The following is a 22,590-nucleotide window of genomic DNA, read 5'->3' as shown; positions in this document are numbered from 1 at the left end:
AGCCAGGCCGGTGACCGAGCTGGATAAATCCATCGCCCAAGCCAAACAGGCCCGCCAGGCCAGAATCGTTAAACTGTTGGCCAGTGCGGGGGTGCTGGCGGTGGTAGCCGTAGCAGCAATCTGGCTGGTGCCTCACTTTTCCGGCCCCGCCGCGCCGCCAGCACCCGCAACACCCGCCACCGCCAAGGTGCCAGTGCTGGGTGAAGCCGGCCGGCAACAGTTGCAACAGCAGCTCAATGACGCCGAGCAATGGTTGCAGGCGATTGAACAAAACGCCGACCAGGCAGGTTGGCAGCCCGCGCGCCTGGCCAGCCTGCAGGCCGATCGTGATGCCGCGTTTCGGGCTTACAGCCACAGCGACTACGCCAAGGCGCAGCAAGCTGTGCGCAGGTTGCATAGTGACCTGGATGGCTTTGAACAAGACTATACAAAAGCCTACGAACAAGCCTTTGCGGCGGCCAAAGCTGCCTTTGTACAACAAGATATGCACAATGCCCAAGCCCACAATCACCGTGCGCTGGCCATTCGCAGCGATTATGCGCCGGCCCTGGCGCTGGCACCACGCATCGCGGCGTACCCAAAGGTGGCCCGCTTGTATGAAGCAGCCCGCATCGCCAAAGTGGAAAACAACCCGGATAAACAAATCGCTGCATTGACCCAACTGCTGGACCTGGACCCGGCCCAGCCGGCTGCGCGAGACCAGCTAACGGCGTTGCAAACACAGCGCAAAGAGGCCGCGTTTAGCCGCGCGCTGGCTCAGGCTATCAACGCCATGGAACAAGGCCGGTTGGCCCAGGCCAGCAGTTTGGCCGCCGAAGCCGCCAGCCTGTTCCCACAACGTGCTGAACTTAGCGCCCTGCGTCGCCAGATTGAACAGGCCCAGGCTGCCCAGGGGCTGGCTAAAACCGAACAACAGGTCACTACCTTCGCGCAGGCCGACGAGTGGCAAACTGTTAAACTGCTGGCTGGTAAAGGGCTGGCAGCTTACCCGGCCAGTGAGGTGCTGCAAAATGCGCTGCGCAACAGCGACCGGATCCTGGCCAGTCACCAGCAACTCACCGGTTATCTGCAGCGCCCTGATCGGCTGGCCGATGCCAACATTCGCCAAAAAGCGGTCAACGCCATCAGCCAGACTCACAGCATCACGCATCTAAGCCCGTCGCTGCAGGCTCAAGTAGATCAGTTGGAGCAGGCCATTGATAAGTACAATGCCCCGGTTCCGGTAACAGTGCGCTCCGATACCCGCACCCATATCCGGGTGTTAGGAGTGGGCATTGTCGGCACCGTCGATGAAAAACAAATCTCATTAAAACCCGGCACCTATCAGTTTGAAGGAAGCCGAGAAGGCTACCGGTCAAAGATTGTGTCGGTGGAAGTGCCGGCTGGCCAGACCGACCTGGTGGTGTCACTGGTGTGTGACGAGCAGGTTTAAGGCAACACGTTGTAAAGGAGTGCTACATTGAGCCGTATCGATGCATCCATCGAATCTGATAAGAGTAAAAATCGTCTGGTGGTCATCGCCAGTGCGGTATTGCTGACTGTCCTACTGGTCAGCTATCTGGCCTGGCTGTTTGTGATCCAGGGCTTTACCTTCACTGTTAATCCGAGCCAGGCAGCAGCCAGCGCCAGGTTTTCCGTGCAATCCGGCAGCGGCCTGTTTATCGATAACAAGTTGTATGTGCTGGGTTTACCGGTAGATGTGCAAGTAGGCGCCGATAAATACCAGCCGGCCAATGTCACGCTGGATACATCTTCAGCCAGTACCCAAACCATTACCCTGCAACCGTTACCGGCACAGGTCACTGTCACGCCCGAACCACAGATTGCCGATGTGCAATGGTCGGTCAACGGCGCCCCCCATAGTACGGGCGATAGCGTGAGTCTAGCCCTGCCCGCCGGGCAGCATACCATCAGCGCCCAGCACCCGGCCTATGAACCCGCCCAGTTGACGTTGCAAACCGAGATCGCCGAGACTATTTCCCGTAGCCTGCCGATGACGCCGGTGCAAGGCAGTCTGCAAATCGCCTCCACCCCGGCCGGTGCCACAGTGCATATCAATGGCCAGCAGGCCGGCACCACGCCACTGACGGTGGCGCGCCCTGGCGGCACTTATAACATTGAAATTCAGCATGCCGGTTTTGCACAATTGCGCGACACCATTGAGATCACTGCCAGCAACAAAACGCCGCAACGCAACTATCAACTGGCACCCGAACAGGCGGCGCTGACCGTGTCGGTGCAGCCGGTGGGCGGCATTTTGACCTTAAACAGCAAACCGGTTCAGGCCGGCACCTTAAGTGTGGAAGCCAACCGCCGCCATACCCTGACCTACCAGGCACCGGGCTATGCAACGGCAACCCAGACAGTAACCCTGGCCCCGGGTGGCCAGGACAGCCTCGAATTTGCCTTAAGCCCGGTAACCGGCCAGGTCACTGTCACCGCGAACCTGCCAGCCACCGTGCTGATTGATGGCAAACCCGCCGGCAGCACCCCGCTAACCACCCAGCTGCAGGCGCTGCCCCATGTCATCGAAGTGCAAAAAGAAGGCTATCGCACGGTCTCGCGCAAGGTTACCCCTTCACCCGACCAAACGCGCAGCGTCAATGCCACTTTGCTCACCGAGTTTGATGCGCGCCGCGCCGAAGGTAAGCCGTTATTTGCTGAAACCTTAGGGATCCAACTCATCCGCCTGAAGCCTGAGGCCTTTACCATGGGCTCACCGCCGAACGAAGCCGGCCGGCAGCGCAACGAACATCAAATCAAGGTGGAGTTTACCCGCGCAGTCTGGGTGTCCAGGCATGAGATAACCGAAGCCCAGTTTGCCCGGTTTCAGGGCAAGCAAGGCGGTACCAAGCAACCGGTGACAGGCATCAGCTGGCTACAGGCGGCCGAGTTTACCAACTGGCTGAGTGTTCAGGAGGGCCTGGCGCCGTTTTATATTATTCAGCAAGGTCGGTTGCGTGGCTTTAACCCCGCCTCCCGCGGTTACCGTCTGCCCACTGAGGCCGAATGGGAATATGTTGCGCGCCAGTACCGCCGGGCGCAGACCACCACTTATGTGTGGGGCAGCCAGGATCGCCTGCAGCCCAAACAGGGTAATTTTGCCGACAGCGCGCGCAAAGGCCAGCAAACCTTTGTGCTGGACAAATACGAAGACGGCTTTGCCGATAAAGCACCGGTGGGCAGCTTTAAAGCTGACCGCGGCGGCTTTTACGATTTAGACGGCAATGTGCGGGAATGGGTCCACGATTTTTATACTGTAGTACCGCCGGATTTGAGCCAGACGCACACCGACTATACCGGCAGTGCGCCCAGCGCCAGCCATGTGGTAAAAGGCGCCTCATTTAAAACTGGCCGGCTTAAGCGAATTCGCGCCGGCATGCGCACCGGGGAAGCCGAGCCGCAGGATGACATTGGTTTTCGTATCGCCCGATACGATCAGTGATGTGTGGAGAGTCTGATGAAAAAAAAGCTGCTATTGCTTGTTGTATTACTGGCGCTGACCGGCGCCGCCACCGCCTATTTTGTGTCGCTGGATGCGCCGCAGGATTTTCCTGTCAATATTTAACCGGTAACCGAACAACGCCTCATGACAAAAAATAACGATGCCTCAATGAACCCCAAACTGGTGGTCAGCACCCTGGTGTTGCTGACCTGTTTTACCCTGGTCCATCTGTTTTATGCCGGCGTGGTGCGCCCGGCTGCCGAAGCGGTGATCGCCAGCCAGGGTACAGCGTCACTGATGTCGTTGTGGGTGATCCTGAAAGATTTAGAACAACAGATCTGTTTGTCGCTGATGTTTTTTTGCATCTTTTTGATGGGCTTCAAGCTGTGGCGCCTGGTGGATGAAGAGCCCTTATACACCCGAGACTTTTTAAACGAGCATGACAAGAGCCAGCCACTGGATGTGGACGAAGCCTTAAGCGAACTCAATGCCTCCTCGTACAGCGAAAACCCGGCCATGGCCACCTGGATTAACTGCATCCGCCGCTTTCGCAATACCCACAATGTGCAACACGCTGCCGATGCCATCGAGTCGTCGGTGGACAACCTGGCAGCCCAGCTGGAAAGTGGCAACAACATGATCCGCTATATCATCTGGGCCATTCCCTCCATCGGCTTTGTAGGCACGGTGCGCGGGATTGGCCAGGCGCTGGCCCAGGCCGATGCGGCGCTGGCCGGCGATATCTCGGGCATGACCGCTTCACTGGGGGTAGCGTTTAACTCGACCCTGGTGGCGCTGTTTATCTCGTTGATCCTGATGTTTTTTATGCATCTGCTCAATGCCCGCCAGGATGCCATGGTGCTGCGCACTCAGGAATCCTGCGAAAAGCATCTGCTGTCGCACCTGCATCATTAAGCGCCTGCCTACCTGATGAAACGACTACGGCGCACCGAAGACGGTTTTAGCATGTCTTTTTTAGACGTGATGGCCTGTGGGCTGGGTGCGGTGATCCTGATTTTTATTCTCATCGATTTTCAGGCATTTACCGATACCCCGGCGGCAGAACAAAACATGCTGGAAGCCGAACTGGCGGCAGCCGAACAGGCGCAGCAACAATTACAGCAGTCGCTGGACAGCCTTACCCGGCAGCTGGCGCAAGAAGCCGCCACCCAACAGGATGCGCAACAAGGCAAAGCCGAAACCACTTCAGCTCAACAAAAAGTGCTGCAGGATATTTCCACTCAACTGGCCGTGGTGGCTGACCTGGAAAAGCAGTTGGCTGCTGTGGCCAAAATCCCCACGCCCGATGCCAATATTGCGCTGGCCGGCAGTGGTGAGCAAAATTATATCACCGGGCTCAAAGTAGAAGGCGCCCACATCGGTATCTTAGTGGATAAAAGCGCTTCTATGATGGGCGATAATCTGCTGGATGTACTGGGCAAACTGGCCCTGACGGATGGGCAAAAACAAGCCTCGGCCAAGTGGCAGCGCACCGTGCGGGTAGCCAAATGGTTACTGGCCCGCCTGCCGCAAGCCAGTAAGGTGGCCATGCTGGCCTTTTCCGAAGACACCCAGGTACTGGGGCAGCGCGCGGTTAACACCGTGGCCAGCGGTTCTTTGCAACGTATCGTCACCGATCTGGCGAGCGTGGTGCCCGGCGGCGGCACCAACTTGCAAAAAGGCTTAGAGGCCATGATGGCGGCTAATCCCAACCTGACTGACTTGTATGTGATCACCGATGGCCTGCCAACCCTGGGCGATGGCTTACCGCGCAAATGCACCGGCTATATCAAAAAAAGTAAATCCATCTCGTCAGAGTGCCGCCAGCTGTTGTTTTTAGAAACGGTCAAACGTGGCCCCCGCGGCGTCACTGTCAATGTCATCCTGCTGCCCATCGAAGGCGACCCGTACGCTCCGTCATTGTACTGGAGCTGGACCAACAGCAATAACGGCACCTTCTTGTCGCCGGCACCGGAGTGGCCCTGATGCGACGAATTAAGCGCCCCCCTATCGAAGTGTTCAACTTATCGTTTCTGGACATTATTTCCTGTGCATTTGGCGCAGTGGTAATGTTGGTGCTGCTGGCTAAAAATGGCGAGCAGGATAGCGAGCGCGGCCCGGCCGATGTGTCAGTGATGATTAAGGAAGTACTGCAGGCGCAGGCCGCGGTTGAAAGCCTGTCCGGCCAGGTGGCAGCCAAACAAGCCGAGCTGGCCGCCGCCCAGGCGCGCTCGGCAGCGGTCACCGAACAACAACAAAATCTGCAAACCTCCATTCCCCGCGCTCAGCAAACCCTGGCGCAGCTACAGGATAAAGCCAAATCGCTACGCGAGCAGATCCGCCAGGCCAACGCCCGGCTCAAGGCTGCCACCCCATCGGCCAAGCCGGATGATGAGGTGGGCGGCATCCCCACCGACGCCGACTATGTGGTGTTTGTGATTGATAATTCCGGCTCAATGTCTTCTGGGTTTAGCTGGAACCGAGTCACCGATGTGGTTAAAGACATCATTCGCTCGCACCCGCAAATGAAGGGCTTTCAAATTATGGCCGCCGATGGCAGTCATTTGTACCCGGGTCAGGAAGGCAAGTGGCTCAGCGATAGCCAAAGTATGCGTGACCGTGCTATCTCTCGCTTAGCCGGCTTTCGCGGCGGCGCCAGTGCCCCGGAAGTAGGGATCAATGAAGCGCTGGATCTGTACGGTAATACCCAAGGTACTGTCAGCCTGTATGTATTTGGCGATGATTATCGGCCGGCTGACTTAGATCAGGTGGTCAGCCAGATCACACAAAAAAATCGCCGCGCCGATGGCAAAGCTCGGGTGCGCATTCATGGCATCGGCTTCAACCGGCCCAAAAATGGCAATGCCCAGCAGTTTGCTGCCTTTATGCAGGCAGTGGCTAAGCGTAACCGCGGCGCCTTTGTGGGCTTGTATTTTTAGTTTGTAATTTGAAGTCACCCGGCGCCAGCCGTTACCATAGAGTGTTCATAGTGTTGAGTGAATGATTATGACAGAACTGGAAGCTGCTCTGGAGCAGCGTGAAAAAGCCAACCGGGCATTACTGATCTGCGTGATAGCCACGATGCTGATCACCGCAGCGGTAGCAGCGCATACCTATGCCAATTTTGATGTGTTGTACGCCCAGCAGCGCAGTGTGTATCCGGCCACCAGTGCCATTGCCACCCTGCCTAATGTGTTTGGTGCGTTGTGTTTGATTTTGATCAATGTGGCGGCAGTGGCGCGGGTCCGCCGTGCCAGTCAAACCGTCAGCCTCAAGGCATATAGCTTGATGATGACGCCCACCTTTGCCCGTCGCCAGGCCGATGACGGCCCGCTCAAGCACAGCTTTTTGCATGCCGCCGGCCTGCCGGAGGATTATTCCATGGACCGTCTGGCCAAGGTCAAAACCTTTCATTTTGCCAGCCTGGCCCGCCCGATTGCCCGGGCTATTGCCCGCCACCGTGCAGGCTGGATTGCACTGAGCCGCTCCATTGAAAAAGCCGGCCATTAGGCCGGCTTGGTTAAGCCATGCTGAAAGGCTAAATCAGGCCTAAATGATTGGCATGAAATTGCAGATGGTCATCGATAAATGACGCGATGAAAAAGTAGCTGTGGTCATACCCTTCATGCATATTCAGGGTTAGCGGCGTATCGGATTGCTGCGCCGCATTGACCAGCGCTTCAGGCTGCAACTGCTCAGTTAAAAACTGATCCGCACGGCCCTGCTCTACCAACAGCGGCACATAATGTTGTTTGGCGGCTAACAGCCGCGCAGCATCATATTGCGCCCACTGCTCGGTATCCTCGCCTAAATACTGGCTGAAGGCTTTTTTGCCCCACGGGCACTGACTGGGGTTGGACACCGGAGAAAATGCCGATACCGACACATACCGCTGTGGCTCGCGCAACCCAATAACCAGCGCGCCATGGCCGCCCATGGAATGACCACTGATGGCCCGTTCTGAGGTAACCGGAAATTCCTTTTCCACCAGCGCCGGCAACTCCTGAGTGATGTAGTCATACATCTGATAGTGGGTGTCCCAGGGCGCCTGGGTGGCATTGACATAAAAGCCGGCCCCCTTACCCATGTCATAAGCACCGTCGGCATCATCAGGCACATCATCCCCCCGCGGGCTGGTATCCGGTGCCACGATGGCCATGCCCAGCTCAGCCGCCAACTTCATGGCGCCGGCTTTTTGCATAAAGTTTTCATCGGTACAGGTTAGGCCCGACAACCAGTACAACACCGGTACCGGGTTATCCTGGCTGGCAAAAGGCGGCAAAAAAACCGCAAAGGTCATTTCACAGTTAACCGTCTGACTTGTATGGGTATAGCGGCCATGATGGCCGCCAAAAGCTTTATTTTTGGCTATGCACTTCATGCACTGGCCTTAGCAGCATCAAAATGCACCACGCTGCGGATACTCTTGCCTTCATGCATCAAATCAAACGCATCGTTGATTTCTTCCAGTGACATGGTGTGAGTAATAAAGGTTTTCAGCGGTATTTCACCGTTTAAATACTGCTCGACCATGCCCGGTAGCTCAGAGCGTCCTTTCACGCCACCGAAGGCCGAACCGCGCCACACCCGTCCGGTGACCAGCTGAAACGGCCGGGTTGAGATTTCCTGGCCTGCGCCGGCAACCCCGATCACCACCGACTCGCCCCAGCCTTTGTGGCAGCATTCCAATGCTGAGCGCATCACATCTACATTGCCGATACACTCAAACGAGTAATCCACGCCGCCGTCGGTCATCTCTACAATCACCTGTTGGATGGGCTTGTCATAATCTTTGGGATTGATCACATCGGTGGCGCCCAGCTGTTTGGCCAGCTCGAATTTATCTTCATTGATATCGATGGCCAGAATCCGGCCCGCTTTGGCCATGGTCGCGCCAATGATGGCCGACAGACCGATGCCGCCTAAGCCAAACACCGCAATGGTGGCGCCGGCTTCGACTTTTGCGGTATTGAGCACCGCACCGATGCCGGTGGTCACTCCGCAGCCCAACAGGCACACTTCTTCCAGTGGCGCTTCTTTGTTTACCTTGGCCAGCGAAATTTCTGGCAGTACCGTGTATTCGGCAAAGGTTGAGGTACCCATATAATGGTAAATGGGCTTGCCATTTTGGCTAAACCGGCTGGTGCCATCGGGCATCAGGCCCTTACCCTGGGTCTCGCGGATTTTTCCGCACAGGTTGGTTTTGCCGGATTTGCAGAATTTACATTCCCCGCATTCGGGGGTGTACAGCGGGATCACATGATCGCCGGGCTGCACCGAGGTGACGCCCTCGCCCACCGATTCCACCACGCCACCGCCTTCGTGGCCTAAGATGGCCGGAAAGACCCCTTCAGGATCGTCACCGGACAAGGTAAATGCATCAGTGTGGCACACCCCACTGGCCAGTACTTTGATACGCACTTCGCCCGCTTTGGGGGGCGCGACGTCGACTTGCTCAATGGTCAGGGGGTCGCCGGCTGCCCAGGCGACAGCGGCTTTACAGGATATGGTTTGACCTTGCATTGAAATCTCCGGTATTGGTTGGCAAATGTGTATTAACAGTAAAGGGGCTATCGGCTTTTGGTTCAAGTTCGATTACACTAAGCGCCAAATAAACGAGGTAAACGCCATGCTTAAAACCCTTGGCCATCATTTACTTGGGGCAATTTCGGTAACACTGTATTTTGTGAACACCGTACTGTGGGCCACCCCAATTTTATTATTGTCGGTATGCAAACTGGTGCCCTTCAGCCCCTGGCGCCGACTGATCACCGTATTACTGGATAGCTGCGCCACTGCGTGGATTGGCCTCAACAATCTCAATCAGCGGCTGTTGAGCAATACCCACTGGCAAGTGAACGGTCTGGACCAGCTCAGCCGAAAAGATTGGTATCTGGTGATTGCCAATCATCAGTCTTGGGTAGATATCTTGGTACTACAACGGGTATTCAACCGCAAGATACCGTTTTTAAAGTTTTTTTTGAAAAAAGAGCTGATTTGGGTACCGATTCTGGGCCTGGCCTGGTGGGCGCTGGACTTTCCGTTTATGCGCCGTTACAGCAAAACCTACCTGGCCAAGAACCCGCACATGAAAGGCAAAGATCTGGAAACCACCCGGCGCGCCTGCGAAAAATTCAAATCTAAGCCGGTCTCCATTATGAATTTTGTGGAAGGCACCCGGTATACCCCGGGCAAACACAATGCCCAGCAAAGCCCGTTTAATCATTTACTCAAACCGCGTGCCGGCGGCGTCGCCTTTGTGCTTTCAGCCATGGGCGATCAGTTGCACAAACTCATTGATGTGACCATCGATTATCCGTCCGGGGTGCCCACCTTTTGGGATTTTGTCAGTGGCCGGGTAGATAACATTCGGGTGGACATCATGGTCACCCCCATTTGTGAGATCATGCAGGGTGGCTTTTTCAGCGATACCTATTTTTCTGATCCGGAACAGCGCGCACGCTTCCAGGAATGGCTAAATGCCCGCTGGAGCCAAAAAGATGCCAAGCTGGCCACCATGAACAATCGTCAGGTGGCATGATGAGATTGTTGTTTGCGCCGTTTATTTTTGTGTTGCATACCGCGCTGCAAATCGCCAATTTAGCCCTATGGGGCTCGCTCATTATAGGCTTTGGCCTGTTCAAGCTGGTATTACCGGTGGCGATTATCCGCCGCGGGCTGGCCAGTATTATGCACGCCTGCTTGTTTGCCTTTGGCAAATGCAGTGTCGGCATGATTTACCTGTTTAACCCCATCACCATCAAGCGGCGCTTTTCCGCTCCGGTGGCTCCGGATGGCTGGTATCTGATCATTGCCAACCATTTAAGTTATCTGGATATCATCTTGTTAATTGAACTGGCTGCCGGACGCATTCCGCCGCCCAAGTTTTTTTTAAAGCAGGAGCTGATTTGGTTGCCCTTTGTGGGCTTAGGCGCCTGGGCGCTGGATATGCCGTTTATGAAACGTTATTCACGTGCCTTTGTGGCCAAGCACCCGCATCTGGCCGGTAAAGATATTGAAACCACCAAACGCTATTGTCAGCGTTTCACCCAGACCCCCACTACTGTGATTAATTTTGTCGAAGGCACCCGCTTTACCCCGGCCAAACATGCCACCAAAGGTGGCGACTTCACCAGTTTACTGCCGCCCAAAGCCGGTGGTATTGCCTTTACCATGGCCACCATGGGTGATCTGTTTACCAATATTCTCGATATTTCACTGCTGTACCCGCAAAACCGCACGCACCCCATGATGGCTATGCTCAGCGGGCAGATGCGCCAGGTCATCATTGATGTCAATATCCTGGCATTGCCTGAACAAGCGCGCGGAGATTATTTTCAGGATGAGCAGTTTCGCCAGCAATTTCAGCATTGGCTGAACCAATTGTGGCGCGATAAAGACCAGCGCATTAAAACCATGTTGGAGAATTAGATGGATGTGAGCGAATCAGCCCGCGATCTGTTTTTAGCCGCCGTGCAAAAATTGCTGCCCGGCGTAGGCTCAGACGATGCCATTTTTATTTTGCTGGCGGTGTGTGCCATCGCTATCGCAGCAGTGGTGGTGTATTTGCCGGTACGGGTAATTACCCGCCTATACATCGGTCGGCTGGTTAAACGCACCCGCAGCGGCTGGGATGATGCGCTGCTTGCGCATGGCTTTTTTCGCCGCCTGACTCACCTGGTGCCGGCGCTGGTGATTTACCTCGCCACTCCGGTGCTGTTGCCGCCGGATACCTGGGCGCACAATGTACTGGTTAAGGTGTCTCTGCTGTTGATGATGTTTATCGCGCTGCTGACCATCTTTGCTGTGTTATCGACCTTAGAAGAGATGTACAACGCCTCGTACATGGGCAATCGCACGCCCATCACCGGTTTTGTGCAAGTCGCTAAGCTGATTTTCACCATCATAGTGGTGCTGCTGTGTATCTCGATTTTGGTCGAGCGCAATCCCATGTTGTTATTGTCGGGGGTCACCGCTCTGGCGGCCGTGTTGTTGCTGATTTTTCGCGATACCATCCTGGGTTTTGTGGCGGGAATACAGATTGCCGCCAACCGGATGTTTAAAAACGGCGACTGGATCCAAATCACTAAGTTTGAAGTGGATGGTGAGATTCGCGAGATTGGCCTGACCAATGTCAAAGTGCAAAACTGGGACATGACCATTTCGACCCTGCCGACCTATTCGCTGACCAATGAAGCGGTGAAAAACTGGCGCGGCATGCAGGAATCTGGCGGCCGGCGTATCAAGCGGGCGGTGTATATCGATATTCATTCCATTCACTTGTGCGATCCTGAGATGCTGGAACGGTTTGGCAAGATCCGCCATATCAGCTCGTATATCGAAGAAAAACTGGAAGCGCTGCGCGCCTTTCACAAAGATGCCAACATTGATGAAACCGATTTGCTGAACAGCCGTAAGCTGACCAATATCGGTACCTTTCGGGCTTACCTCAATGCTTATTTAGCTAAGCACCCGGACATCAACCAGACCATGCCGGTGATGGTTCGCCAGTTGCCGCCCAATGAACTGGGTCTGCCGCTGGAGTTGTATTGTTTTGCTACCGAAAAAGCCTGGGTAAAATACGAAGCGGTACAGGCGGATATTTTTGACCATGTGATGGCCATGCTGGATATTTTTGATTTGCGCGCTTACCAGCGTGACAGCCATTTACTGGCCTGGAGCTCCGAGCGGGCAGTACCGGCAAAATTGCAGCCGGAAGCCAGTCAGCCGGGAGCCGCTGAGACAGACCGGTAATCTCTGACCGGTCAACTCAGCGCGTAAGTGATTAGTCCGCACACCACCAGCCCGGCTACACCAAAAAAACCATACTCAATTTTTTGCTGAATGCCGGCGGTGCGTGCGCCGGTGATTCCCATGATCAGGCAGGTTACGCCTATCACAAAGGCCAACAGGCCAATGCCAAATCCTATCGCGCCAAACCATTCATTCATCATACGCCCTTAGCTGCCAAACTGTGCTGAGTATCTGTATGTTTATTATGCATTATTCTGCCCGGCTTACCAGCCTGACAATGTTAGCCGACGTACACAAAGTGCGCAGTAATTGGCCAGATTAGCTATATTTTAGTTAGACCACACACTAACTATATGCTCAGAAAGCACTAAGCAATTGAAAAATAAGCAGTAAAAACTTGGCGCGCAGGTTGCTACCCTGCTTGCTGTGTCTGTGCATCATTATAAAATAAGGAATCTGCATGAAACGTTTATTAGTAGCTGTCAGTGTCTGCGCGGGTTTGGCCGCCACCCCGGTCCTGGCGCACGACAACAATTGCGACATTGATTTACAGGGTGATCTGGATTTTACCGAACAGCAATTCACTATCACTATGCAAAACGACCAGCAGGTGACATTTTTTAATGATAACCGGGTCAGCGTGGACGGCGACACCCTTAGCCTGAATGATGACCAGCAGGCTTTGGTGGAAGATTACCGGGCTGCCATTAACGAAGCTGTGCCCATGAGCTTAGGGCTGGTAGCCGAAGGTTTTGAGCTGGCTGGCACCGCCATTACAGAAGTCTTCGGCCAATTGCTGGGGGCCGACGACCCTCTGGTCACCGATTTTCAGCAAACCCTGACCCAGATGCAGCAGGAAGTCGATCAGCATTTTTATGCCGAAGACGGCTCGGTGCGGGTGCGCCGCGATGATTTCGGCGACAATGGCTGGATGGAGTCGCAGTGGGAACAAAAATTCGAGCAAACCATCGAAGACATGGTCAGCGAAGCCACCGGTAAATTACTCATGGTAGTAGGCAAAGAAATGCTATCCGGTGATGGTGACATGAGCGATTTTGAACAGCGTATGGAAAGCTTTGGCGAAAATCTTGAGCAGCGCATCGAGCGTCAGGCCGAAGGCATTGAAGATAAAGCCGAGGACTTATGTGAAGTGTTACACGAAGCCGATGATGCTGAGCAGCAGCTGTCAGAGTCTGTGACCGAGTTGCAAACACTTAACCTGATTGAGCTGCAGTCGCATCGGCATAAAAATCTAAAATAATCCGATGCCGGCCAGGCCGGCGTTTAAAGCATGCTAGGATAATTTAACCTGTAATTGTAAGAGCATGCGATGAAACCAGATATTACCTTATGTGGCTGCGGCTGGCTGGGCCAGCAAGTAGCCCAACTGGCCCACCCGATCTACCATGTACTGGGCACCAGCCGCCTTACCGAAAAAAGCGCAGAAAAAGCCGCCACGCTAGCTGCAGCAGGCATCACGCCGATGCGTTTTAGCCTGGGCCAGTCAGCCACCGCTCTGGCAGCGGCAGCAGCGGGCAGCACGGTCATTCTAAATATTCCGCCGGGCGCCCGTAAAGGCCCGCTAGACCCGGCCTACCTGCCGCAGATGCTGGCACTGATCGAGGCCTTTGCCGCCCATCCGACCACCCAGCTAATTTTTTTGAGCACCACCTCGGTGTATGGCAACCAGCCGGGAGTTGTCACCGAAAAAACACCCCCCGCGCCGGTAACCGCCTCGGGAAAAGCGCATGTGGCCATTGAACAGCATTTGTTGCGCCGCTATCCAGAGCGTGCGTGTGTGGTGCGCCTGGCCGGGCTGGTGGGCCCCGGGCGTCACCCGGCGCGGTATCTGGCCGGGCGCTCGCTGGAGCAGGGTGAGCAGGTGGTCAATCTGGTGCACAGCGCCGATATCTGCCAGGCATTGCTGACCCTAATCCGTCAGCCCCGGCCCGGCCAGACATTGCATCTATGCAGTCTGCGCCATCCGAAGCGTGGCTATTATTATCCGTATTGCGCCGAGCAGATGGGCCTGGAAGCTCCGCACTTTGCGCCAGGCTTTGAACAACAAGCGCCGGCCGGCAAGCAGATTGATGCGCGTGCCAGCTGGGCAATGCTGGGTATTGAGCCGCGTTATGCCGACCCGTATGACATGTGCACGGTTGAAAATTAAAGAGGAATTAGAACAAAAAACACCCACGCCGGGCGGCGTGGGTGTGCAGGCAGGGGTTAAAATGCCGCAGCAATATTGGCAAACAATGACACGCCAAAATATTTCAGGCTGACCGTATTAATAAAGATCAGCAGCAGAATAACCGGAATGAAGGTGCTTAAGGATAAATCCACATAGCGCTCAAACCAACTGTCTTTGTAGTTGGGCGCGCCCTCCTGCAGAGCAGCATTGAAGTTGTGTTTTTTCCACCGATAGATCACAAAGATACAAATCAAAAAGCCATTGAGCGGCAAAATGGTGTCGTAAAACACATCATAAATCACATCAAAAAATGACTTGCTGGCCCCGGCATAGCTGGTGAATGACGTGAAAAAGTCCACAAAGCCAAACGACAAGGCACAAAAACAGCCCAGTGCAATGAGCAACACACCTAAGATGCTCAACGCTTTTTTGCGACTAACGCCTTTTTCATCCATCAAGGCAGCCACCGGCACCTCAAAGATAGATACCAACGAGGTAATAGCAGCAAAAAACACCAGCAAAAAGAACACACTGGCCACCACTGACGCGCCCACATAGCCAATACTGGTTTGCAGCGCTAAGAAAATTTTCGGCAAGAAAGTGAAAATCATGCCAATGGAAGATTCGCTTAGCTCCGCCGGGTTGGTATTGGGATTAAACGAAAAGATGGCGGGTAAAATCATCAGACCAGCGGTAAACGCCACCGCGGTGTCGGTGATAGCCACCAGCTTGGCGGAGTTAGGTACATCGGCATCTTTGGAAATATAACTACCGTAGGTGATCATGATCCCCATACCCAGCGACAGCGAGAAAAAGGCCTGAGCCAGCGCCCCATTGATTACCGAAGCATTAATTTTGTCAAAGTCCGGTATCAGATAAAACTTCACCCCGGCCATGGCATTTTCGCGGGTCAGGACAAAAATCACCAGCAGTATTAGCATGACGAATAACGATGGCATCAGCAGCTTGGCGGCTTTTTCGATGCCCTGACGCACCCCGCCCTGCAAAATCAGATATACAATCGCCGCCACTGCGGCCATGTAGATAAAGATGTGCCCGGAATTGATAAACAGACCAAAGGTGTCGGGTTCGGCCAGAACCGCCAAATCGCCGGTCACCGCCTCATACAGATAGCCAAAGATCCATACCGTGATCACCAGATAAAACACCGCAATCATAAACGGGGTCAGAATAGATAACCACCCGGCCACCTTCCAGCCCGACGCATTGTTGCTCAATGCATTGTAGCTACCCAGCGGATCTTTGCGCGCCTGCCGGCCTACGGTCATCTCGGCCAGCATCACCGGCAAGCAAATGGCAAACACAAAGATGGCGTACATCAATAAAAAAGCGCCGCCACCATTTTTGGCTGCGCCAACCGGAAACCCCACCAGGTTGCCGATACCCACAGCCGAACCGGCTGCTGCAAGAATAAACCCGATGCGCGATCCGAACTGTTCTCTGCCCCCGCTCATACGCAGCTTTCCCCTTCAACGTTATTGTTATTTATTGTTAGTCTCTGGCCGATTATTGTTGTAGCCCCCGTCAGCCGTGCGTTTCAGCGCGTTAGCGAGTGCTTTTTGGCCAGGTTTGTCAAAATGGTAACAGCAGTGTCACAAAATGTCTTGAGTTAAAGTGGCAAATACGCCGGGCAAAGCGTATCACCAACTTACCACTTCATGATCCCAATCAAGAAAATACGGGCTTTGGTCTGGCTTGAGGATGGGCAGCGCCGCCATTAACTGGGATACAGTAAACTCTGGCGAGAACAGCTTTTCGGCTTTGACATTGCGCTGGAATGGCTCGGATAAACCGGTATCCACCGTGCCGGGGTGGTAACACAGCAAGGTGGTTTGCTTGGCGCGCCGTCCATATTCTACCGCCGCGGTTTTCATCAGCATGTTGAGCGCTGCCTTGGACGCGCGATAGCCATACCAGCCACCAATACGGTTATCACTGATGCTGCCGACCCGGGCACTAAAACACACCAGTTGCGACGGTTCATCGCTCATCAGCTCCACCAGATGTTTAAGCCACAAGGCCGGGATGATGCTGTTGACCTGAAAGTACCGGTGCAGTTGCTCTGAGTTTAAATCTTCCAGCTTTTTTTCCGGCTGTAGTTCGTATCCGTCCACCTCACCATGCAAAATGCCCACGGTGCAAATCGCGGTAACCACCTGCTCATCGGCGTCGCGCAGCTGCTGGCAAAACGTGCTGATGGCTGTGGCATCGTCGGTACGTAAATCGATTTTTTCCACATTGTCCGGCCCGTCCTGGCTGCCATGCTGGCGCGCCAGCGCATAAATTTTGCGCTCGGGATTACGTTTGGCCAGCTGCGCCACCACTTCCCGGCCGATGCCGCCATTGGCACCAATTACCACATCCACCTGACTCATGATTGCTTTTTCTTATTACTTGATTGTGACGCTGGGCGGGCGCAACTGGTGTCGCATTGCGGGCCGCGTTTTTGGCCGGTCAACCAGTATGACAAGGTATAACGATGGCGGGCGAAGCCTTTATAAGCAACATCAGCCACATGCCGGATCAGCGGCCAGCGCAGCGGCGCATACAGCCAGCCCTTGCCCACCCGTTTCCAGGCGGCATGGGTGGCATCCAGCCCGCTAATGAGGGTACCGTCGGATTGTTGCACATGAATCCGGTTATTCAGCGCCTCCCAATCCAGCTGCGGATAACGCTGACTAAAATCATCTTGCTGAATATCTTCAAACTGGATCAGCTGTTCAGTGTCATGCTTCTCTAGATGGCGCATTTCGGCTCGGCACAGCGGACAATGGCCATCGTAAAAGATGATCATAAAACTCACCTCGGGTAGCGTTTGATGAACCATGATATACGATTTAATTATTTGGCTGGATGACTTGAGAAGGCGTAGCGTAATCTCCAAATAGTGCAATATTGTGTTTTGGAGAGCTACTATGGCAAATATTCAACAAGCTACCTTAGGCGGCGGCTGCTTCTGGTGTATCGAGTCAGCATTTAACAGTGTCGAAGGCGTTGAGCGCGCGGTCTCCGGCTATGCCGGCGGGCATATGGACAACCCCACTTATCAGGATGTTTGCAAGGCGGATACCGGTCATGCTGAGGTGGTCCGGGTGAACTTTGATGCCGATAAAATCAGCTATCGTGAAATTTTAGAAATCTTTTTTGCATTGCACAATCCGACCCAGGTGAACCGCCAGGGAAATGATGTGGGGCCACAGTACCGCAGCGCGGTGTTTTATCATGATGCCGAGCAAAAAGCCGCGGCCGAGGCCATCATTGAAGAAATGACCCGCGAGGAAATCTGGCCGGATCCGATTGTCACAGAAGTTACCGAGCTGAATAATTATTATCAGGCCGAAGACTATCATCAGGATTACTTTAAAAATAACCCTGAAAATCAGTATTGCGCCATGGTGGTGGCCCCCAAGCTGGCCAAGTTCAAAAAAACCTTTGCCAGCCGCCTGCGCAGTTAATCCGCGGGCTTAGCTACCGGCGCAGCGTCAAACCAGTCGCTGCGCAGCGGCGTAGCAAACAACAGCGGTGCCATGGCCGCATACCGCGCTTGCGTGGCCGGGCACTGCACATTTTTCAGATAGTTGACCTTCCACGGGTCGTTCACCAGATACAAGGTATCACCCAGCACCGCCAACCCTTCGATAGAGGCATTGTCCATGGCGGTATAGGCCGGGCAGTCCTCACCCACTTCCGGGGCTAAAAAGCGCATCTTAATGCTGCGCGCTGGCTGCTGTGCGCTTAGATCCAATATCCATAGTTCATCATCATTACGGGCCATGGCCAATAACATCCCTGGCTGGTCGACCACCGGCTGGTACACCGCCAGTGCATTAAACGGATGATTACCGCCAGACCATTGTGGCATTTGTAGTGGCGGTTCATTCACTGGTGCAAAATCAGTGCTGTCCCAAAAGCTGTCATCCAGCTGCACGGAAAAGATCCGCGGCTTGCCGGCCATGTCTTTTTCCAGCGCCAGATACAAGGTGCGATCCGCGCCCAGTGCCATGCCTTCAATACCATCATTGGGAAAATCGCCCACCTGTAGAGCCGCATCAAATTGCAGCGGCCGCACCCGCGACATATAGACGCTACCATCGTCGGTCACTTCCAGGCGGACCAGCAAGGTGGGGTAATCGGTGGAGCCGGTTTGGCGGTAGCGTTTTTGGCAGCGCGCCGACAACGCCCCGGTACGAGTAGCATCTTCGGTGACGGTATAAAACACCCCGGGTTGTTGGGGATCGGCCACTAGCGCTTCAAGATCCGGCTTATTGGCCAGATAATTAGAAAAACAACTGCGGCGAACCCGGCTGCCCAGACGCATCTCTTCGGTTTTTGGCGCCAGTCGCGCAGTGGCCGGGTTTAGCATATGTAAGCGGCGCTGCTGGTCAGCCTGGGCACTGCCATCGGAGATAGACACCAGTTGCCCCTGCCAGACAGTCAGGCCGGAGGGTTGCGGATCTTGCATGATGCTGCCATCAGCTTCGGTGATCCACTGTCCGGACACGTCAATAACATCCGTCTGTGCCGGCTCGGCCGCAGCAGATTCCACAGACGGCTCGCTGCAACCGGCTAAACATAACACCCCGGCCAGGCCGGCAACCATCCAACGGGCAAACAAAGAGTGAGTCATACCAAACAATATCAATGCGCAATAATAATTGCCCCGATCATGGCGTACTTGCCTTACCGACACAAGTCTTGCCTGCAACCTTAGTCGCCGGCGCGGGTGGCTGACCCGGGATTAAAAATTTCGTAACAATCAAACCCTTCTTGGCAGGTGACAGCAGCCAACCCAACAGAGTAAGCTTACCCGCTGAGATTTATTTGCTGTGAAAGGAGCCTGTCTTATCGCCCCTCTGCCATGTGTTATTGCCGGCCCTATGTTGCGCCAGGTCAGCGCCCGTCAACAAACAGTGTGGCTGGTGACCTCCAGCGCAGAGCCGGTGTCAGTCAGCCTGACCGATGCCACCGCCCAGGCGCCGTGCCCGGGTAACACAAACACCCACTGTGTGCAGGTGGGCGAAAAGGCGTTTATTCAGCTGGCGGTGTTTACCCCCGATACCGCGCTAAGCGCCGGGCATGTTTACGAGTATGCGTTGCAGTTTGCACCAGAATCCCTGTCCCACCAGTGGCAGCAGGAGCGTGAGGCGCTGCTGTATCCGGGCCAGCACAGCCTGAATTTTGTGTTTCAGCCAACCCTGACCAATGTGTTGCATGGCTCCTGCCGCAAACCCCATCATCCGGTGGAAGATGCGCTACTGCGCGCTGACGGTGAGATCGCCGCTACCCTGGATGCACCTGCCCAGCGTCCGCAGATGCTGCTGATGACCGGCGACCAGGTATATTGTGACGATGTGGCCGGGCCGATGTTGCAGGCCATTGAACAGGTGATCGCGCGCTTAGGCTTATTTGCCGAGCCGCTGGAAGGCGCGGTGGTCAGCTCCAGTGCTGAGCTGGCCGACCACCCGCACAATTATTATGAGCGCGAACAGATCCTGCCCCAGGTAGAGCTCAACACAGCTTTATCCAAGACATTTTTCGGCGCCAAAAAGAAGCCGGTATTCACCTCAGTCAATGCGCATAACCATCTGATATCTTTGTCAGAAGTGCTGGCGATGTACATGTTGGTGTGGTCCGACACATTGTGGGACGAGATTGTATTTGATGCCAGCAAGGTCGGCGCCGCCTATCAGGAGCAGTTTGCTGCTGAGCAACCCGAAATAGAAGCCTTTGCCGCGCAGTTGGGTACCATCCGGCGGGCGCTGGCCCATGTGCCGGTGTATATGATTTTTGATGATCATGATGTGACCGACGACTGGAACCTGACCCGCGGTTGGGAAGAAGCCGTGTATAACCACCCGCTGTCGCGGCGCATGGTGGGCAACGCGCTGATCGGCTACTGGCTGTGCCAGGGCTGGGGTAATGCCCCGCAGACCTTTGATGAATTGTATGAGGCTAGCCAGCCGTGCTTTACCAACCAGGGCCTGGTTGAGCATGATGCACTGGTGGATCGCCTGTTTGAAGTGGACCACTGGCACTTTACCCTGGAGACCACCCCGCCAGTATGTGTGCTGGACACCCGCACTCATCGCTGGCGTTCGGAATCCAACAAAAACAAACCTTCAGGCTTAATGGACTGGGAAGCTCTGTGCGAATTTCAGCAGCAGATCATCGGCAAAGAATCGGTGATAGTAGTGTCCGCTGCGCCTATTTACGGGGTCAAGCTAATTGAGACCATTCAAAAAGTGTTTACCTTTATGGGCAAGGCGCTCACTGTAGATGCCGAAAACTGGATGGCCCATCGCGGTACCGCCCAGGTGATGCTGAATATTTTTCGCCATGTGCGTACCCCACCGGACTTTATAATTTTATCCGGGGATGTGCATTATTCGTTTGTCTACGATGTACGCCTGCGTTTTCGCCGCAACAGCCCGCACATCACCCAGTTTACCTGCAGCGGGCTGAAAAATACGTTCCCCAACTCACTGCTGCGCCACTTAGAGCGCATCAACCGGGCGCTGTATGGGGCCACCTCACCGCTGAATTTGTTCACCCGGCGCCGTAACATGTCGGTGCAGGCCCGTCCGGCCAGCGCCAAAGCCGGCCATACTTTGCTTAATCACAGCGCACTGGGCCAGCTTGTCTTGCGGCAAAATGACCATACTGTCACGTGCAAAGCTTTGTGCGGCGACCAGGACACGGTAGAATTTCCGCCCATTGCGCACGACGAGTAATCGACAAGGGTTTTATCATGAGTGATTCGGCACTGAGCATCGGCCTGTTTTATGGCTCCACTACCTGCTACACCGAGATGGCGGCAGAAAAAATCCAGGCCCAGCTGAACAGCCTTTTTGAAGATGATGTGGTTTCAATGCATAACATCGCGGAGGTCAGCTTAAGCCAGACCGCCCAGTATGACATTCTGATTTTCGGGATCTCCACCTGGGATTTTGGCGAGTTGCAGGAAGATTGGGAGTCCCACTGGGACGAGGTCCATCAGCTGCCACTGGGTGACAAAATCATCGCCTTATATGGGATGGGTGATCAAATTGGCTATGCTGACTGGTTTCAGGATGCCCTGGGCATGTTGCACGATGCCATTGTCCCGTCAGGCTGTCGCATCATCGGTCGCTGGCCCAATCAGGGTTATGAGTTTGCTGCATCCAAAGCACTTAACGAAGCGCAAACCGAATTTGTGGGCTTAAGTCTGGATGATGAAAACCAATATGATCTAACCGACCAGCGTATCGAAACCTGGTGCGCTCAGCTGTTAGAAGAGCTGGCCTAAGAATGAGCGCGCCGGCAGCCATGCCAGGGCGGTTGCAGCGAGACTTTTATCGCAACGGTCCCAGTCACCGGGACGGCGCCGATGTCACCTTTGGCGACATCGTCAAAATTTTTGGTTTCAAAGGCGCTACTGTGGGTGCCTGGGTTAGCAAAGCCGAGCAACAAATCGCCGCCAACTTATTTTTTGATGCCTTATGTGACCTGATGTCTATTTTGCAGGTCAACGAGCAGGTCATCTCGTTACGCGGCACTTTGTCCATCGCGTTTGGCAAGGGCGGCAACCGGCATAGCTCGGCGCATTATAATTCGGCGACGCGCACGCTGGCGCTGGCCAAAAATGCCGGGGCCGGCGCGCTGGCCCATGAATATTTTCACGCGTTTGACCATTTTATCACCCGACGCTTTCTTACCCGCAGCAGCCCTAAAGATTTTGCGTCGGCGTTGTGGTTAAAGCGCCAAACCATTATTGAACACCCGTTAAATCATTTACTGGAATTGTGCTACCAGCATATTTTTCTTGAACAGGATGCCGACACGCCCAGCCAGGTGCTGCAACAAAGTATGCAGGCCGACAAAGCTTTGGGCACTTACTACTACGCGATGCCCGAGGAACTTTGTGCGAGGGCCTTTGAAGCCTATGTACAGGATCACCGGATCAAAAACGAATTTCTGGTCAAAGGCACTAAACAATCGACGGAAGCCAAGCTGGGTATCTACCCCGCCGGGGCAGAACGACAACGTATTGGCCACCACTTTGCCACGTACTTTGCCACTCTGGGTAAGGCCCTGGAAAATATTTAACACCATCCCGCTGTTGCATGGCTCTACCAGGCGCTCACGGTGTGTTGTGAACGCCTGAACCAATGCCATGGAGCCTTGACCCCAGCGACAAAAT

22 protein-coding genes are annotated in these 22,590 nt (G+C 54.6%); 15 read left to right on the top strand and 7 right to left on the bottom strand.

The window, feature by feature from the left end; genetic code table 11:
- Positions 1-10 precede the first annotated feature (10 nt).
- The 6 genes from ACTUJZ_RS14105 (at position 11) to ACTUJZ_RS14080 (ending at position 6,955) form a co-directional block, all read left to right on the top strand.
- Positions 11-1,432 carry a hypothetical protein gene (locus ACTUJZ_RS14105; RefSeq protein WP_463636975.1) on the top strand — a complete coding sequence of 474 codons (1,422 nt, stop codon included), beginning with the start codon at positions 11-13 and terminating at the stop codon, positions 1,430-1,432.
- Positions 1,433-1,459: 27 nt separating this feature from the next.
- Positions 1,460-3,445 (top strand): PEGA domain-containing protein, encoded by a 1,986-nt coding sequence (locus ACTUJZ_RS14100; RefSeq protein WP_463636974.1) that lies wholly within the window; start codon positions 1,460-1,462, stop codon positions 3,443-3,445.
- A gap of 144 nt (positions 3,446-3,589) precedes the next feature.
- The gene (locus tag ACTUJZ_RS14095) at positions 3,590-4,360 is read left to right on the top strand and encodes a MotA/TolQ/ExbB proton channel family protein (protein ID WP_463636973.1); all 771 of its coding nucleotides are present in this window, start codon (positions 3,590-3,592) and stop codon (positions 4,358-4,360) included.
- 51 nt (positions 4,361-4,411) lie between these two features.
- Positions 4,412-5,431, top strand: a complete 1,020-nt coding sequence (locus ACTUJZ_RS14090; RefSeq protein ID WP_463636972.1) for a VWA domain-containing protein — start codon at positions 4,412-4,414, stop codon at positions 5,429-5,431.
- Positions 5,431-6,384 (top strand): VWA domain-containing protein, encoded by a 954-nt coding sequence (locus ACTUJZ_RS14085; protein WP_463636971.1) that lies wholly within the window; start codon positions 5,431-5,433, stop codon positions 6,382-6,384. Before ACTUJZ_RS14090 ends, ACTUJZ_RS14085 begins: the two co-directional genes overlap by 1 nt.
- 67 nt (positions 6,385-6,451) lie before the next feature.
- On the top strand, positions 6,452-6,955 hold the full coding sequence (locus ACTUJZ_RS14080) for a hypothetical protein (protein WP_463636970.1): 504 nt from the start codon (positions 6,452-6,454) through the stop codon (positions 6,953-6,955).
- Positions 6,956-6,983: 28 nt separating this feature from the next.
- Here ACTUJZ_RS14080 and fghA read toward each other — a convergent pair whose 3' ends face one another.
- Both fghA and ACTUJZ_RS14070 read right to left on the bottom strand, forming a co-directional pair.
- Positions 6,984-7,826 (bottom strand): S-formylglutathione hydrolase, encoded by an 843-nt coding sequence (fghA, locus tag ACTUJZ_RS14075; RefSeq protein WP_463636969.1) that lies wholly within the window; start codon positions 7,824-7,826, stop codon positions 6,984-6,986.
- Positions 7,823-8,968, bottom strand: coding sequence for an S-(hydroxymethyl)glutathione dehydrogenase/class III alcohol dehydrogenase (locus ACTUJZ_RS14070; RefSeq protein WP_463636968.1), 1,146 nt, complete (start codon positions 8,966-8,968; stop codon positions 7,823-7,825). Before ACTUJZ_RS14070 ends, fghA begins: the two co-directional genes overlap by 4 nt.
- A gap of 106 nt (positions 8,969-9,074) precedes the next feature.
- Between ACTUJZ_RS14070 and ACTUJZ_RS14065 the strand changes: the two genes are divergently transcribed.
- From ACTUJZ_RS14065 to ACTUJZ_RS14055, 3 genes are read left to right on the top strand one after another with little or no spacing between them, the layout of a single operon-like run.
- Positions 9,075-9,986: an acyltransferase gene (locus tag ACTUJZ_RS14065; RefSeq protein WP_463636967.1), complete on the top strand. Its 912-nt coding sequence runs from the start codon at positions 9,075-9,077 to the stop codon at positions 9,984-9,986.
- A complete protein-coding gene (locus ACTUJZ_RS14060; RefSeq protein WP_463636966.1) occupies positions 9,983-10,876 on the top strand; it encodes an acyltransferase in 894 nt (297 codons plus the stop codon). Before ACTUJZ_RS14065 ends, ACTUJZ_RS14060 begins: the two co-directional genes overlap by 4 nt.
- Positions 10,877-12,199 (top strand): mechanosensitive ion channel family protein, encoded by a 1,323-nt coding sequence (locus ACTUJZ_RS14055; RefSeq protein WP_463636965.1) that lies wholly within the window; start codon positions 10,877-10,879, stop codon positions 12,197-12,199.
- 11 nt (positions 12,200-12,210) lie between these two features.
- Here the strand turns inward: ACTUJZ_RS14055 and ACTUJZ_RS14050 are convergent, their stop codons facing one another.
- Positions 12,211-12,396 (bottom strand): hypothetical protein, encoded by a 186-nt coding sequence (locus ACTUJZ_RS14050; RefSeq protein ID WP_463636964.1) that lies wholly within the window; start codon positions 12,394-12,396, stop codon positions 12,211-12,213.
- Positions 12,397-12,659: 263 nt separating this feature from the next.
- On the opposite strand from ACTUJZ_RS14050, the gene ACTUJZ_RS14045 reads away from it, so the two are divergent.
- Positions 12,660-13,460, top strand: a complete 801-nt coding sequence (locus ACTUJZ_RS14045) for a DUF2884 family protein (RefSeq protein ID WP_463636963.1) — start codon at positions 12,660-12,662, stop codon at positions 13,458-13,460.
- A gap of 69 nt (positions 13,461-13,529) precedes the next feature.
- On the top strand, positions 13,530-14,369 hold the full coding sequence (locus tag ACTUJZ_RS14040; RefSeq protein ID WP_463636962.1) for an NAD-dependent epimerase/dehydratase family protein: 840 nt from the start codon (positions 13,530-13,532) through the stop codon (positions 14,367-14,369).
- A gap of 56 nt (positions 14,370-14,425) precedes the next feature.
- On the opposite strand, the gene ACTUJZ_RS14035 is transcribed toward ACTUJZ_RS14040, so the two are convergent.
- The 3 genes from ACTUJZ_RS14035 to ACTUJZ_RS14025 form a co-directional block, all read right to left on the bottom strand.
- Positions 14,426-15,865 (bottom strand): sodium-dependent transporter, encoded by a 1,440-nt coding sequence (locus ACTUJZ_RS14035; RefSeq protein ID WP_463636961.1) that lies wholly within the window; start codon positions 15,863-15,865, stop codon positions 14,426-14,428.
- Between the two features lie 186 nt (positions 15,866-16,051).
- On the bottom strand, positions 16,052-16,786 hold the full coding sequence (locus ACTUJZ_RS14030) for an SDR family NAD(P)-dependent oxidoreductase (RefSeq protein ID WP_463636960.1): 735 nt from the start codon (positions 16,784-16,786) through the stop codon (positions 16,052-16,054).
- On the bottom strand, positions 16,783-17,205 hold the full coding sequence (locus tag ACTUJZ_RS14025; protein WP_463636959.1) for a thiol-disulfide oxidoreductase DCC family protein: 423 nt from the start codon (positions 17,203-17,205) through the stop codon (positions 16,783-16,785). Before ACTUJZ_RS14025 ends, ACTUJZ_RS14030 begins: the two co-directional genes overlap by 4 nt.
- A 121-nt stretch (positions 17,206-17,326) precedes the next feature.
- On the opposite strand from ACTUJZ_RS14025, the gene msrA reads away from it, so the two are divergent.
- Positions 17,327-17,866 carry a peptide-methionine (S)-S-oxide reductase MsrA gene (gene msrA / locus ACTUJZ_RS14020; protein ID WP_463636958.1) on the top strand — a complete coding sequence of 180 codons (540 nt, stop codon included), beginning with the start codon at positions 17,327-17,329 and terminating at the stop codon, positions 17,864-17,866.
- Here msrA and ACTUJZ_RS14015 read toward each other — a convergent pair.
- Positions 17,863-19,101 (bottom strand): hypothetical protein, encoded by a 1,239-nt coding sequence (locus ACTUJZ_RS14015; protein ID WP_463636957.1) that lies wholly within the window; start codon positions 19,099-19,101, stop codon positions 17,863-17,865. The genes msrA and ACTUJZ_RS14015 overlap by 4 nt on opposite strands.
- A gap of 187 nt (positions 19,102-19,288) precedes the next feature.
- On the opposite strand from ACTUJZ_RS14015, the gene ACTUJZ_RS14010 reads away from it, so the two are divergent.
- From ACTUJZ_RS14010 to ACTUJZ_RS14000, 3 genes are read left to right on the top strand one after another with little or no spacing between them, the layout of a single operon-like run.
- Positions 19,289-21,142 (top strand): metallophosphoesterase family protein, encoded by a 1,854-nt coding sequence (locus ACTUJZ_RS14010; protein ID WP_463637006.1) that lies wholly within the window; start codon positions 19,289-19,291, stop codon positions 21,140-21,142.
- A gap of 17 nt (positions 21,143-21,159) precedes the next feature.
- Entirely contained in the window at positions 21,160-21,696 is a 537-nt protein-coding gene (gene fldB / locus ACTUJZ_RS14005) for a flavodoxin FldB (RefSeq protein WP_463636956.1), read from the top strand.
- Positions 21,697-21,698: 2 nt separating this feature from the next.
- On the top strand, positions 21,699-22,496 hold the full coding sequence (locus tag ACTUJZ_RS14000) for a CLCA_X family protein (RefSeq protein WP_463636955.1): 798 nt from the start codon (positions 21,699-21,701) through the stop codon (positions 22,494-22,496).
- Positions 22,497-22,590: the final 94 nt, after the last annotated feature.

It is taken from the genome of Alteromonas sp. WD8-37 (genome assembly GCF_055326825.1).
The sequence above is the reverse complement of the archived record's forward strand: the minus strand, read 5'-3'. Positions and strand labels throughout refer to the sequence as shown.

Bases quoted from the DNA above. Each gene is read 5' to 3' on its own strand.
- ACTUJZ_RS14045 (WP_463636963.1), top strand. From the start codon at position 12,660: ATGAAACGTTTATTAGTAGCTGTCAGTGTCTGCGCGGGTTTGGCCGCC.
- ACTUJZ_RS14000 (WP_463636955.1), top strand. From the start codon at position 21,699: ATGAGCGCGCCGGCAGCCATGCCAGGGCGGTTGCAGCGAGACTTTTAT.
- ACTUJZ_RS14060 (WP_463636966.1), top strand. From the start codon at position 9,983: ATGATGAGATTGTTGTTTGCGCCGTTTATTTTTGTGTTGCATACCGCG.
- ACTUJZ_RS14085 (WP_463636971.1), top strand. From the start codon at position 5,431: ATGCGACGAATTAAGCGCCCCCCTATCGAAGTGTTCAACTTATCGTTT.
- ACTUJZ_RS14010 (WP_463637006.1), top strand. From the start codon at position 19,289: ATGTTGCGCCAGGTCAGCGCCCGTCAACAAACAGTGTGGCTGGTGACC.
- ACTUJZ_RS14090 (WP_463636972.1), top strand. From the start codon at position 4,412: ATGTCTTTTTTAGACGTGATGGCCTGTGGGCTGGGTGCGGTGATCCTG.
- ACTUJZ_RS14055 (WP_463636965.1), top strand. From the start codon at position 10,877: ATGGATGTGAGCGAATCAGCCCGCGATCTGTTTTTAGCCGCCGTGCAA.
- ACTUJZ_RS14065 (WP_463636967.1), top strand. From the start codon at position 9,075: ATGCTTAAAACCCTTGGCCATCATTTACTTGGGGCAATTTCGGTAACA.
- ACTUJZ_RS14070 (WP_463636968.1), bottom strand. From the start codon at position 8,968: ATGCAAGGTCAAACCATATCCTGTAAAGCCGCTGTCGCCTGGGCAGCC.
- ACTUJZ_RS14030 (WP_463636960.1), bottom strand. From the start codon at position 16,786: ATGAGTCAGGTGGATGTGGTAATTGGTGCCAATGGCGGCATCGGCCGG.
- ACTUJZ_RS14095 (WP_463636973.1), top strand. From the start codon at position 3,590: ATGACAAAAAATAACGATGCCTCAATGAACCCCAAACTGGTGGTCAGC.
- ACTUJZ_RS14080 (WP_463636970.1), top strand. From the start codon at position 6,452: ATGACAGAACTGGAAGCTGCTCTGGAGCAGCGTGAAAAAGCCAACCGG.
- ACTUJZ_RS14040 (WP_463636962.1), top strand. From the start codon at position 13,530: ATGAAACCAGATATTACCTTATGTGGCTGCGGCTGGCTGGGCCAGCAA.
- msrA (WP_463636958.1), top strand. From the start codon at position 17,327: ATGGCAAATATTCAACAAGCTACCTTAGGCGGCGGCTGCTTCTGGTGT.
- ACTUJZ_RS14050 (WP_463636964.1), bottom strand. From the start codon at position 12,396: ATGAATGAATGGTTTGGCGCGATAGGATTTGGCATTGGCCTGTTGGCC.
- fghA (WP_463636969.1), bottom strand. From the start codon at position 7,826: ATGAAGTGCATAGCCAAAAATAAAGCTTTTGGCGGCCATCATGGCCGC.
- fldB (WP_463636956.1), top strand. From the start codon at position 21,160: ATGAGTGATTCGGCACTGAGCATCGGCCTGTTTTATGGCTCCACTACC.
- ACTUJZ_RS14035 (WP_463636961.1), bottom strand. From the start codon at position 15,865: ATGAGCGGGGGCAGAGAACAGTTCGGATCGCGCATCGGGTTTATTCTT.
- ACTUJZ_RS14025 (WP_463636959.1), bottom strand. From the start codon at position 17,205: ATGATCATCTTTTACGATGGCCATTGTCCGCTGTGCCGAGCCGAAATG.